Here is an 11,417-nt window from a genome sequence, read left to right on the forward strand (position 1 = left end):
CTCTTTTTACACGTGTTTGTCCACAACCCCCCCCCGTTTCTCATTCAGATACCCCCCGCGTTACCCCCCCGCCCCGCCCCGTGGCGCGGGGGCCGGGCCCTTCGTCGTCCCGTGGTCGCGGTCTCTGCCGTCAGCTGGACCGACTCCACGTCGCCATCTGTTCCCGGAAGGTCGGGCAGCTGACGATGTCCGTCTTGCTGCACTGGAGGGCATGGGTCAGGAGCTGGTGGGCGTGGTCGAGATCGACCATGCGCTGCTCGATCTCGGCGACCTTGGCGCGGATCATCGCCTGCCTGCGCGGCTGGTCCTGCTGGAACTCCCTGACCTCGGCCAGGCTCAGCCCGGCTTGCTGGAACTTGCGCAACAGCACGATCCGCTCCGCGGCCTGCGGCGGATAGCGCCGCTGCCCACTCTGCCGTTCGGGCGGAGGCAGCAGGCCGTGGCGTTCCCAGAACCGGATGGCCGACGCGGGAACGTCGGTGATCTCGGCGAGCTGACCGATCGTCATGCGCACGCTTCGCCCCTCCCCTTTCTCTCGTCATCTCGTCGTACCGGCCCGACGCTTGACTTGAACCTTAGTTCAAGTCGCAGAGTGGCCGGCACGTGCAGCAGCGGCGAACCGGCCGCCGCCGACAGAGAATTGGGAGATGAAGAGATGACAGACGCACCTGAAGTGACGAGCCGGGCCCACCAGCTCGTCGAGGCTGCCCGGCAGCTCTTCGTGGCGGGGGTGATGTCGCACTCCGGACACGCCAACCTGAGCGTCAGGCTCGACGCCGACCGCTTCCTGCTGACCCCGGGATTCGTCCGCGACCTGGAACCCCACCAGCTGGCGACCGTCGGTCTCGACGGACAGGTCCTGGAAGGAGAACTGCGCTCCGTCAGCGTCGAGATCATCGCCATGCACAGCGTCGTCTACCGCGCCCGCCCGCACGTGGGCGCGATCATCCACACCCACTCACCCGCCGCGACGGCCTTCGCGGTGGCCCACCGGCCGCTGCCGTGCCGCACCGAACCGATGCTCCGCTTCGGACAGCCCGAGGACGTACCGGTGGTGCCCTGGGGGCCGCGCGGGTCGGACGTGTCGGTCCGGGGCATCGCCGACGTCCTGGAACGACGCCCGACGACGGCCGCGGTCCTCCTGGCCAACCACGGGCTGCTGGTGTTCGGCGCGGACGCGGCGGCTGCCGGCCACCTCGTGGTGGCGATCGAGGAAAGCGCCGAGGCCGAGATCGCCGCCGCGGCGATCGGCGGGGCCGTGGACTTCCCCGAGGGCGCTCTGGAGGCCGTCCGGGCCTCGATCGCACGGGTCTCGTCATGACCGACCACACCTTCGCCGAGCGTTCCGAAGCCCTGCGGGACCGCTACCGCACGACGCTCGGAGCCGTCCCGGGCGCGGTGGAGGACCGTCTGCGGGTGGCCCAGGCCTTCGGCCGGCTCCCCACGGAGGAGGCGTTCACGGCCCTGCGCCACATCGTGCTGGCCGACAGCCCACTCGGTGGTCGAGTGCAACAGTTGGTCCACTTCGGGCAGCTGCTGGCTCTCGGTCGGGCGGAACCGGCCCGGATCCACGCCCGGGGAGCACTCCACGCGGGCGCCGGCATCGCCGACCTCATCGGAGTCGCCGAGACCGCGCTCATCACCTCGGGCACGCCGGCCTACGCGCTCGGCATCGAGATCATCGTCGAACTCCTGCAGGACGACGACGGCCGGGCCGGCTGACCACCGAACAGGTGACGCAGGGCGCGCGAAGTCGCTGTCCTCTGCCCGGGGCTGGTCGAGCAACGGGCCCCACGACTCCTCCCGGCCTAAGGCGGGGCGGATGGCGCAGCTCGCCCGGAGTCTGCTGATGGACCCGGGAGAGCCCGGTCTTCGAGGCCACCAGCGCCCCCGGGCACCTGTTTCGGCGCATGGCCCGGCCCGGCCCCGGTCTCAGTTCTGGTCTCGTTCACCCCCGTCCGGCTGGGTTCGACCGCTGCCCAACGGTTCGCTTCCCCGCAGGTCAGAACGGGTACGGACGCCGGCGGACAGGGTTCGGGAGAATTGGAAAGCGCGTTGGGAGCAATCCCTCACGAGTTCGAATCTCGTAACCTCCGCCTCTGCCAGCCATGGCAGCACGAAGGCCCCGACCGGTTCGCCGGTCGGGGCCTTCGTCGTTCTCCGGTCCGCCGTCGTCCGGGCAGGCGGCCGTACCGGGGCCGACCGATGATGGAGATCCGGGGGCCCGCGACGTTCGAGGGCGGCGTATGGCTGTATGGCATGTCCGGGACTTCACATCGGACGACCTCGAAGCGGTGGTCCGGCTCGACGCGGAGAGCGCCACCACGGACCGCGCCGCCGTCTTCCGCCTCTCCGACGTGGTCGCCGCGTTGCAGGCACGTGATCCGAGCGTCGTCGTGGTGGCCGACGGGCGTCTCGTGGGCGCGGCGGTAGGCCGGGTGGACGGGGACCGGGCATGGGTGCTGCGCATCGCCCTGCACCCCGGCTGGCGGAACCTGGGCATCGGCACCGCCCTGCTGTCCGCGCTGGAGCACCGTCTGCGGGACGCCGGTGCCCGGATCGTCGCAGCGGTGCTGCCCGATGAGGAGACCGGCGCCACCGCACTGGTCAACTCCGGATTCCACCCCCACCGCGGGCTCACGTACTTCGAGAAGTCGGAGGTCGTCAGCACCCAGGGCCCGACGGTCCTGGCGATGCTGGGCGCGGTCATGCCCGAAGCCCGCCTGTGGGAGCGGCTCACGGGCATGGCCGACGAGAAGCGGCTGATCGAGCGGCGGCTGGTGCTGCCCCTGGCGAACCCCGAGCTGGCGGACGCCCACGGGGTGGAACCTCCCCGCGCGGTCGTGCTGTTCGGTCCGCCGGGCACGGGCAAGAGCACGTTCGCCAAGGCCGTGGCCGGCCGGCTCGGCTGGCCGTTCATCGAGCTCTTCCCCTCCCGGATCGCGTCCGAGGACGGGCTGGCCACCGGACTCGGCCGCCGCTTCGAAGAGGTGGCGCAACTCGACCACGTGCTGCTCTTCATCGACGAGGTCGAGGAGGTCGCCGGTACGCGCAGCCTCGCCGCCCCCGCGGCGGTCGGCGTGGTCAACGAACTCCTCAAGTCGATCGTGCGGTTCCGTGACCGCGACGGACGGCTCCTCGTCTGCGCCACCAACTCGGTGGCCGCCCTGGACCCGGCGTTCCTGCGGCACGGCCGGTTCGACTACGTCCTGCCGGTCGGGCCACCGGACTCGGCAGCCCGCGACGCGCTGTGGGCCGGCTACACGGCGAGGACGGGTACCGCCGCCGACACGGCGGTGCTCGCCGAAGCCAGCGAGGGCTTCACTCCCGCCGACATCAGGCAGGTCGCCATGGCGGTCGCCCAGATCACCTTCGAGCAGACCCTCGACACGGGGGAACGGACCCAACCCGGCACCCAGGACTACCTGGACGCCATCCACCGCACCCGTCCGACCGTTTCCGAGGAGATGGCCCGGGAGTTCGCCGACCAGGCGGTCCGCTACGGGCGGGTCTGAGCGGCCGCCCTCACCCGTTGCGCCGTGTCCCTCCGGAGGAACCGGGCGGAATCCTCACCGCCGCGACCGTGCCGGGCCCGGGCCGGAGCGAGAGTAACCTGGAGATCACCGAAGGCACTTCGCATGCCGGCACCGGATACTGGCGTCGTCTCCGGCGCACGGCAACACCGGACCCGGCCTCGTGGACCGGGCCCGGGGACAGGCTTTTTGATCATGACCACGATGCTCGATCGTGCGACGACGCCCGCCGCCCCGGATTCCACCGCACGGCTCTCGCTCACGCCCGGTGGCGTGCGGCCCGGCCGCCTGGACGGAGCCTGGTGGCCCCGCTCGCGTGATCTTCTCCTCGAACTCCCCGCCCTGGCCGCCGACATCGACGAGCAGTGGGGCCGGGTCACCCGGATCACCGTGAACCCCGCGCAGTGGCCCGTCATCCCCCCGCGCATCCCGGTCACCGGGCACACCGTGCACGCGGGCTGGTTCACCACCGAGCAGGACGAGCACACGATCGCGGTGTTCTCGTACGCCCCGCGCCGGCTGAACCTGCTGGTCGTCCCGCCGGAGACGGATGCCGTCGGTGCCGCTCGGCTGATGGCCGAAGCCGCCAGTCCCGCGAACACCACGGCCGCGAGCGGTCTACTCGCCGTGGAGACGGGCGGCGGCGGCTCACAGGGGCGGGGACCCCGTTCCGCCTTCCTGCCGTCGGCCGTCGCCCCCTCCGAGGGCGACGGTGAGGCGGGCAGGCGGGCGGAGGTCGCCCGCAGCCGGGCCGCCTCCTGGCCGGTACCCGCGTAGCCCGGCGGAACGGGAGCCGTCCGCCGGACAGGCCCTACGGCCGCGGGCCGGGTGTGTCACTCGCGTGACCATTCGGCCTCGGCCAGGGGCCGGCCGGCGATGTCGGCCCCGTCCCAGAGAAGGATCCTGATCGCCCGGGGTCCGGGCACGGGCCGGGAGAGCGTGCGTACGAACACCTCCCGCAGGTGGTTGGCCGCCTGCTGGGGCGGCCCGTCGTACTCCAGCGGGTCCTGCGGGGGAGCCCCGTCCTGCCGGGACCACCGGCCGTCGTCGTCCTGTGTCTCCAGAACCCATCGGTAGTGCCGCATCCTGGCCTCCCGTGCCGACGATCCCGCCCCCGGACACGACTGTATGGGCGGGGCCGATCGACAGCGACCGGTGATCCGCCCGCCCACCGCAGAGCAGTCGGCCGCCGTCGGGGCGCGCGGTTCCCCCGGAACGGATCGTCGTCAGTACTCGGAGCCGCTTCGCAGGTAGGTGCCCGCGACCTGGAGCCATGCCCCGGGGCTGAAGCACGCCTCGATCCGGTGCGGCGTGTCCTCGAAGACCCGCAGGATGCGCAGCGCGCCGCTGGCGTGCAGGTCGTACTCGAAGGTGACGCCGTCGTCCGCGCCGTCCTCGTACTGCAGGTCCAGCGGCCCCTTCGAGGGTTCCGCCGGTGCCCGGGCGTCGGCCGAGAGTTTCACGTAGACGGACATCTCTCCGTCCCGCCTTTCCTGTCTGCCCGAGGAGCCCGGCAACGAGGCCGTCCCTCAGGACGCTTCGCCCGGTGCCTCGGAGCCGATGCCGGTGGCGACGAGGATCTGCCGTGCCGAGTCGCTTCCGTCGGCCTCGACCGCACGTGCCATCGCGGCCAGGGCCGCCTCCCGGCTCGCCCGCGGGGGGACGACGAGCAGACTGAAGTGATCGCGGTCGCCCCGCGTGACGATCACCGTGTCGTCACCGACCGGGTACCGGTCGATGTGCACCGACCGGCCGTCGACGACCAGCCGGGCCGGCACGTCGTCCCAGGCTTCGGTGTCCAGCCCGACACTCACCACGGGGCCGAGGTGTTCCGTCAACGCCCTGACCAAACCCGGCAGTTCAGCTTCCACGTCCCGCGAACGCGGCCACCACGCGCCGTCGAGCACACCCTCGCGGGACCGTGTGGTCTCCAGGCGCAACAGGACCGTCCCCGGCTTCGCGGCCTGCCGGAACCGGTCCGGCAGAAGTCCCGGTAGCGCAGCACCCGTTTCGTCCGACATGGCTCGCCGCCCGTCCGTGGACACTCACCAGCCCCACCGAACGAGGGCCGACCGTCGGGGAGCGGCAGCTGGGCCGCCCCGATATCCCCACGGTACTCCGCCCACAGCTCGCCGATCCGGTCTGCCGACCGGCAAGGAGAGTCGGCGCGGGGGTGCCGGCCCGCTCAGCGCCATTCGATCAGGAACAGGGTCGCGTCGTCGCTCGTGCGCCCGCCCCGCTTCTCCTTCAGGACGTTGGAGAGTGCCCGCACCACGGCCCGCACTCCGGCCTGCGAGCGCTCGACCCGGTTGACCCAGTCGATGAGCTGCTCCTCCCCGAACTGCTCCCCGCCGGGCTCGCGCTCCTCGACCAGGCCGTCGGTGAAGCACAGCACCTGGTCCCCGTGCCGCAGCACCCGCTCGCTGATCACCGGCTCCTCGCCGCCGAAACCGACCGGCAGGGTCGTCTCGCTTTCAAGCCGCTCGATGACGACGTGGTCGCGGATCAGCAGCGGCTGAGGATGGCCGGCGTTGACCCACTGCAGGTGGCCGGTCAGGGTGTCCAGGCGCATCATCTGAGCGGTGACGAAGTGGTCCGGACCGAACTGTTCGGCGATGGCGCGGTCCATGAACGCGTAGATCTCGGCCAGCCCGATGTCGGCGCGCCGGGCGTGCCGGTACGCGCCGATGGCGACGGTCGCCATGGTCGCGGCGTCGAGCCCGTGGCCCATGGCGTCGATCGTGGCCACGTGCAGGAGGTCGTCGTTGAGCGCGTAGTCGAAGCTGTCACCGGCCACCTGGTAGGCGGGTTCGAGGATGCCGGCCACGGCGACCCGCTGGACGGTCATCGACAACGGCGGCAACAACGACCACTGGATCTCGGCCGCCACGCTCATCGGTTCGAGGCGCCGGGCCTGGAAGATCCGGTCGGTGTAGCCGCTCTTGGTGATCAGCAGATCGGCGACCAGGGCGGCGAGGCGCCGCAACAACCGCCGGTCGTCGTCATCGACGGTATCCAGCGTGAGGGCCAGAACCCCCACCTCGTCGCCACCGTCCAGCAACGGCAGGTACACCCGCACCCCGTCGACCTGCGGCTCCTCGACAAGGGCACCGTGCAGGAAGGCCGCACCCGCGGGGGAGCCGTCGATCGGCACCGGCTCCCCGGCCGCCGGCCCCCGCTCCGGCAGCGGCACCAGCACCAGCTGGCCGTAGTCCTGCAGCAGGAGCGCCGAGCCACGACCGCCGAGCCCGCGCACCACGTCGGCGACCAGCGGGGCGATCAGCTGGGGCTGCAGCTCGTGGGCCCGATCGAGCAGCGCGCCCAGCGGACACTCGCCGCGCCCCGCCGACCGGTCCGGCCCCGCTGCGCCGGACGACCGCTCACCGCGCATCCTCGCTCACCGCCGTCCTCCTCCGGTCACGGCACTCGGCACCGGCTCGATCGACCCCGAAACCCCGGTGCCGTTCGCCGGGGCGGGTCCTTCCATTACGCCCGACAGCAGTGCATCGCGCCCCCGGTCGCCCCCCGGTCGCCCGCCGGTACGCCCACCGGTACGCCCGCCGGTACGCCCACCGGGTCGGGCGGAGCAAAGCCCCACCGTGGTTGCAGTTCTGGTGGCATTCACCTCCGTCCGGCACCGTGCAGTCACCGGCCGGCGGACGCTCCGGCGCAGGTCAGGATGCCTGCGGACGCTCCCGGACCACCGGGCGAACATGTGGAAAGCGTGTCGGGAGCAATCCCTCACGAGTTCGAATCCCGTATCCTCCGCCGGCCGAAGGCCCGGACTGCATCAGCGGTCCCGGGCCTTCGCCGTCTGCTGGGACGGGCCGGTGGTCCCGGCCTGGAACAGGGCGAACCAGCTCTCCGTCGCGGCGCTGTCGTGACGGGACCGACGCGGCCGGAGCGAACGATCCCGCCGCGAAGCCCCTTCGCAACCTGTTGATCAGAAACGGTTCGGGTTCTCGTCGACAGGAGGGATCCTCACCGGGGTCGCCCGGTCCGCCTCGGTGGTTGTGGCCGCGTCGGCTGCTTCCCGGAAGGCGACGACCGCCTCGCCGTTCTCCCGCGCCCAGGCGGTGAGCAACCTGATCGGCTCCTCCAGGGTTCGCCCCAGATCGGTCAGGCCGTATTCCACCCGCGGCGGCGCCTCGGCATACGCGTGCCGCTCGACGAGCCCGTTGGCCTGGAGCCGGCGCAGCGTCTGGGTCAGTACCTTGCGTGAGATGCCGCCGCTCAGCTCGACCAGCTCGCCGTGGCGCAACGGGCCGTCGGTCAGCGCGAAGAGCGTGACCATGGACCACTTGCTGGCGATGATCTCCATGGCCAGGAGTGCGGGGCAGTCGGCGAGGAAGGCGATCCCGGGTCGCTGGCTCATGCCCCGAAGGTTACCTGGAGGTACCTATCGGCCGCCTATCGTCGTCGAGGTGCGCACGTCCCTTGCTCGTATCTCGCACGATTGAGGTTTCAGCCGTGTTCGTCTCCCTTGCCGTCGTCACTGTGTTCATGTCGGCCGTTCTCCTGGTATCGGCCGGGGCCAAGTCCCTGCGGACGCGGCACATCACCGAGCAGATGTCCGCCCTCGGAGTGCCGCAGGGCATGATGGCTTTCCTGATCGGCGCTCAGATCGCGGGCGCGGCAGGTGCGATCGCCGGACTCTGGTGGGGATCCGTCGGAATCGCCGCCGCGATCGGCCTGACGCTCTATTTCGCCGGGGCGGTCGCCTCCCACCTGCGAGTCGGCGACCGCAAGGGCGCGCCTCCGGCGGTGGTCCTCACCATGGCCTCCATCGCCCTGATCGCACTGCGCGCCGCCACCCTCTGATTCGCCGAGAGCGCCGGGCCGGTCCGACACGGCTGGTCAGAACCGGCACGGACCCCGGCGGACGGCACCGAGGAGAATCGGAAAGCGTGTTGGGAGCAATCCCTCACGAGTTCGAATCTCGTATCCTCCACCTCCGCCCGCCCGGGCGAACGAAGGCCCCGACCGGTTCACCGGTCGGGGCCTTCTGCGTTCCGTGGTCTCCGGGTGGCCGGCCGGAGCCGGTGCCGGAAGCGATCCACGTCCTCCACGTGGTGCGCCATTCTTGAATTGCCCGGCCGACGCCGGACAGGACGGCTCCTTACCCGGCGAGGTGTTCCCCATCAGCAAGAAGAGCGGATCGACTCTGGCCACGTGGCTGCGCGGTCTCGGCGCACCCGAGTTGGAACGGGTCCTGGCGGCGCGCCCGGATGCGGTGTCGGCCCCGGAGCCGCGGTCGATCGGTGAACTGGCGGACCGCCTTCAGCGCCCGGCGTCGGTGGCGCTGGCGCTGCCCCGGCTCGTGCTGCCGTACCTGCAGGTGGCGGAGGCGCTCGCCGCGCTCACGCCGACCTCGCGGGACGTCCTGGCCGGTCTCCTGGACGCGGCGGACGGGGAGCGCACTCACGACCTGGACGCGGTTCTGGAGGCGCTGGCCGATCGCGCTCTGGTGTGGCCGGACGGCAACGGGCTGCTGCGCATGGCGGCACCGCTGCGACAGGCGTGGGAGTCGCCCCTGGGATTGGACGCGTCGCTGGCGCAGCTCCTGGCGAACACCGCCTCCGCCGAACTGGGCCGCATGCTGGCGGCCCTCGGCATCAAGCCGACCGGCAACAACAAGCAGAACCGGCTGGCGGCGCTGATCGATCATCACAGCGATCCGGACCGGGTCGCCGCGCTGGTGGCCAAGGCTCCCGCCGCCGCCCGGAAGCTCCTTGAGCGGCAGGCGGTTCGGGCGCCGGAGCGATCACGCTTCATCCTGTTCGGCGCGCCGTCGTCCGACTCCGGGCCGGGCGAACGATGGGCGCTGGAACGCGGGCTGCTGATCCAGGACCGGCACCGGCACGGTCCGGCCCGCATGCCCGCAGAGGTGGCGCTCGCGCTGCGCGGCCCCGACTGGCACGCTCCGTTCACGCCGGTCCCGCCCGTCCTGCGATCGGTGTCCGTCACCGCTTCGGACGTCGAGCGGGAGGCAGCAGCGGCCGCGATGGCGTTCGCCGCCCATGCCGCCTCCGTCCTCAGGGTGTGCGCCGCCACTCCCCCGGCTCGGCTGAAGGCCGGCGGGATCGGCTCCCGCGAACTGTCCCGGATCGGCAAGGCGGCACAGTGCGACGAGATCGTGGTGCGCCTCGTACTGGAGGCGGCGAGCGCGGCCGGACTGCTGGCCCGGGACGGCGAGCGGGTCGCGGCGACCGCCGCCTATGACACCTGGGCCGAAGAGGAGCCGGCCGACCGACTCGCCGTGCTGCTCCGGTCGTGGTGGACACTGGCGCTGACCCCCGGCGGAAGCCGCGACGAGGACGGGAAGGCGCTGCCGGCCCTCACCGGGGCACCGCCCTGCGGAGGCTGCGTCCAGGCCCGGCACGGGCTGCTCGCGGTGGCGGCGCAGCTCCCGGCGGGCGAAGGCTCAGCGGACCTCGCCGACCTGGGGATGTCGATTGTGTGGCACCGTCCGCTGGTCGACCAACTCGCCCAGGACGCCACACCGTTCGCCACCCTGATCCAGGAGGCGGAGGTGCTCGGCGCACTCGCCCTCGGAGCCCTGTCCCCGATCGGGGCCGCCCTGTTCGCCGATGACGCCCGAGCGCTGGTGGACGCCTGTCGGCGCCTGCTGCCCGCCGCCAGCGGGACCGCCCGGTTCGGCAGCGATCTCACAGCCGTGGTCGCCGGCACGCCGTCGGCGGCCCTGGTCACGCTGCTGGATTCCGTCGCCGACCGGGAGACCGCCGGTGCCGCGTCCGTCTGGCGGTTCAGCCCGGGAAGCGTCCGCCGTGCCCTCGACGCGGGCCTCACCCCCGATGTCATCACGGCTGACCTGGCCGCTGTCGCCGTCGAACCGCTCCCCCAGCCGCTCTCGTACCTGATCCACGACGCCGCGCGCAGCCACGGCCGGGTGCGCGTCGTCTCCGCGACCTGCGTGATCCACGGTGAGGAGCCCGCCCTCCTGACCGAACTGGCCGCCCACCGCAAGCTCACCCAGCTCGGCCTGCGGCAACTGGCACCGACGGTGCTGATCAGCCGGACCCCGCCGGACAGGACGCTCGCGGCTCTGCGGTCCGCGGGCTACGCCCCCGTCGCCGAGGCGCCCGACGGGTCCGTCCGGATCGAGCGCGCCCAGCGTCCCCGCGTGGCGAGCCCGGTCCCGGCCCCGCGCCCGCCCGGCGGCCCGGCCCGGCCGCGGCAGACGGAGGCCCGTGCAGCCGACGCCCGGACGGCCGTCGACCTGAGCTCCCTCGCCGCCCGACTGCTGACTGCCCCGCAGGACGTCCCGGAGCCCGATCCCTGGGACGGACGCCCCTACGACAGCGACACCGAGGAGATCATCGCCGGGCACGCGCGCAACCTGTCCTTCACCGACGTCCGCCAGCTGGCCCACGCCGTCAACGAAGGCCGGACGATCACGATCGAGTACGTCGCCACCTCGGGCAGCGCGACCGTCCGCACCCTCAGCCGACTCGAACTGGACGCGCCCTACCTCCACGCCTGGTGCCATCTGCGGGACGACGAACGCGTGTTCACCATCTCCCGCATCCACGGCGTGATGCCCGCGTAGCGCCCGAGGGCCACCGGTCTCGGTTCCGGTCTCGGTTCCGGTCTCGTTCACCCCGGCCCAACAGGGTTCGAAGACCAGCGACACAAGCGGCTCGGAACAGGCTCGGAACGGGCTCGGAACGGGCTCGAACCCCGGCGGACACCCTTCGTGGGAGTCGGAAAGCGTGTCGGGAGCCTCCCTCACGAGTTCGAATCTCGTAGCCTCCGCCTCCGCCCGCCAGGGCAAACGACGGGCCCCCCCGCGGCGGGGGCGGGGGCCGCGGTGGGAGTTGTGTCAACCGGGCCCCTCGGGGGCGGTCGGGGGGGGCTGCGCGC

The 11,417-nt window shown here is 72.2% G+C and carries 12 protein-coding genes; 6 read left to right on the forward strand and 6 right to left on the reverse strand.

The features are described from left to right. Window positions 1–130: 130 nt before the first annotated feature. Window positions 131–508, reverse strand: coding sequence for a MerR family transcriptional regulator (locus ACFV0O_RS05485; protein ID WP_380337194.1), 378 nt, complete (start codon window positions 506–508; stop codon window positions 131–133). A 147-nt stretch (window positions 509–655) separates the two neighbouring features. Here ACFV0O_RS05485 and ACFV0O_RS05490 point away from each other — a divergent pair, with 147 nt between their 5' ends. From ACFV0O_RS05490 to ACFV0O_RS05505, 4 genes are all read left to right on the forward strand, one after another. Beyond that, window positions 656–1,321, forward strand: coding sequence for a class II aldolase/adducin family protein (locus tag ACFV0O_RS05490; protein WP_380336739.1), 666 nt, complete (start codon window positions 656–658; stop codon window positions 1,319–1,321). Continuing rightward, window positions 1,318–1,722, forward strand: a complete 405-nt coding sequence (locus tag ACFV0O_RS05495) for a carboxymuconolactone decarboxylase family protein (RefSeq protein WP_380336741.1) — start codon at window positions 1,318–1,320, stop codon at window positions 1,720–1,722. The genes ACFV0O_RS05490 and ACFV0O_RS05495 overlap by 4 nt, the downstream gene beginning before the upstream one ends. A 524-nt stretch (window positions 1,723–2,246) precedes the next feature. Beyond that, window positions 2,247–3,515 carry an ATP-binding protein gene (locus ACFV0O_RS05500; RefSeq protein ID WP_380336743.1) on the forward strand — a complete coding sequence of 423 codons (1,269 nt, stop codon included), beginning with the start codon at window positions 2,247–2,249 and terminating at the stop codon, window positions 3,513–3,515. A 213-nt stretch (window positions 3,516–3,728) separates the two neighbouring features. Further along, window positions 3,729–4,310, forward strand: coding sequence for a DUF5994 family protein (locus ACFV0O_RS05505; RefSeq protein ID WP_380336745.1), 582 nt, complete (start codon window positions 3,729–3,731; stop codon window positions 4,308–4,310). 56 nt (window positions 4,311–4,366) lie between these two features. Here ACFV0O_RS05505 and ACFV0O_RS05510 read toward each other — a convergent pair whose 3' ends face one another. The 5 genes from ACFV0O_RS05510 to ACFV0O_RS05530 all read right to left on the reverse strand — a co-directional run bounded on the left by ACFV0O_RS05510 (window position 4,367) and on the right by ACFV0O_RS05530 (window position 7,908). Then, a complete protein-coding gene (locus tag ACFV0O_RS05510) occupies window positions 4,367–4,618 on the reverse strand; it encodes a hypothetical protein (RefSeq protein WP_380336747.1) in 252 nt (83 codons plus the stop codon). Window positions 4,619–4,759: 141 nt separating this feature from the next. Beyond that, window positions 4,760–5,008 carry a hypothetical protein gene (locus ACFV0O_RS05515; protein ID WP_380336749.1) on the reverse strand — a complete coding sequence of 83 codons (249 nt, stop codon included), beginning with the start codon at window positions 5,006–5,008 and terminating at the stop codon, window positions 4,760–4,762. Between the two features lie 54 nt (window positions 5,009–5,062). Continuing rightward, window positions 5,063–5,554 (reverse strand): DUF5994 family protein, encoded by a 492-nt coding sequence (locus ACFV0O_RS05520; RefSeq protein WP_380336752.1) that lies wholly within the window; start codon window positions 5,552–5,554, stop codon window positions 5,063–5,065. 164 nt (window positions 5,555–5,718) lie between these two features. Continuing rightward, a complete protein-coding gene (locus tag ACFV0O_RS05525) occupies window positions 5,719–6,924 on the reverse strand; it encodes a PP2C family protein-serine/threonine phosphatase (protein ID WP_380336754.1) in 1,206 nt (401 codons plus the stop codon). 552 nt (window positions 6,925–7,476) lie between these two features. After that, a complete protein-coding gene (locus ACFV0O_RS05530) occupies window positions 7,477–7,908 on the reverse strand; it encodes a winged helix-turn-helix transcriptional regulator (protein ID WP_380336757.1) in 432 nt (143 codons plus the stop codon). A 95-nt stretch (window positions 7,909–8,003) separates the two neighbouring features. On the opposite strand from ACFV0O_RS05530, the gene ACFV0O_RS05535 reads away from it, so the two are divergent. Together ACFV0O_RS05535 and ACFV0O_RS05540 are read left to right on the forward strand one after the other, a co-directional pair. Further along, the gene (locus tag ACFV0O_RS05535) at window positions 8,004–8,354 is read left to right on the forward strand and encodes a DoxX family protein (protein ID WP_380336759.1); all 351 of its coding nucleotides are present in this window, start codon (window positions 8,004–8,006) and stop codon (window positions 8,352–8,354) included. Window positions 8,355–8,664: 310 nt separating this feature from the next. Next, window positions 8,665–11,103, forward strand: a complete 2,439-nt coding sequence (locus tag ACFV0O_RS05540; protein WP_380336761.1) for a helicase C-terminal domain-containing protein — start codon at window positions 8,665–8,667, stop codon at window positions 11,101–11,103. The last annotated feature ends 314 nt before the right edge of the window (window positions 11,104–11,417 follow it).

The sequence above is a fragment of the Kitasatospora sp. NPDC059577 genome, from assembly GCF_042735475.1.
Taxonomy (GTDB): Bacteria; Actinomycetota; Actinomycetes; order Streptomycetales; family Streptomycetaceae; genus Kitasatospora.

Coding starts and splice junctions, on each gene's coding strand:
- ACFV0O_RS05530 (WP_380336757.1), bottom strand. CDS start 7,908: ATGAGCCAGCGACCCGGGATCGCCTTCCTCGCCGACTGCCCCGCACTC.
- ACFV0O_RS05520 (WP_380336752.1), bottom strand. CDS start 5,554: ATGTCGGACGAAACGGGTGCTGCGCTACCGGGACTTCTGCCGGACCGG.
- ACFV0O_RS05490 (WP_380336739.1), top strand. CDS start 656: ATGACAGACGCACCTGAAGTGACGAGCCGGGCCCACCAGCTCGTCGAG.
- ACFV0O_RS05485 (WP_380337194.1), bottom strand. CDS start 508: ATGACGATCGGTCAGCTCGCCGAGATCACCGACGTTCCCGCGTCGGCC.
- ACFV0O_RS05505 (WP_380336745.1), top strand. CDS start 3,729: ATGACCACGATGCTCGATCGTGCGACGACGCCCGCCGCCCCGGATTCC.
- ACFV0O_RS05515 (WP_380336749.1), bottom strand. CDS start 5,008: ATGTCCGTCTACGTGAAACTCTCGGCCGACGCCCGGGCACCGGCGGAA.
- ACFV0O_RS05495 (WP_380336741.1), top strand. CDS start 1,318: ATGACCGACCACACCTTCGCCGAGCGTTCCGAAGCCCTGCGGGACCGC.
- ACFV0O_RS05500 (WP_380336743.1), top strand. CDS start 2,247: ATGGCTGTATGGCATGTCCGGGACTTCACATCGGACGACCTCGAAGCG.
- ACFV0O_RS05510 (WP_380336747.1), bottom strand. CDS start 4,618: ATGCGGCACTACCGATGGGTTCTGGAGACACAGGACGACGACGGCCGG.
- ACFV0O_RS05525 (WP_380336754.1), bottom strand. CDS start 6,924: ATGCGCGGTGAGCGGTCGTCCGGCGCAGCGGGGCCGGACCGGTCGGCG.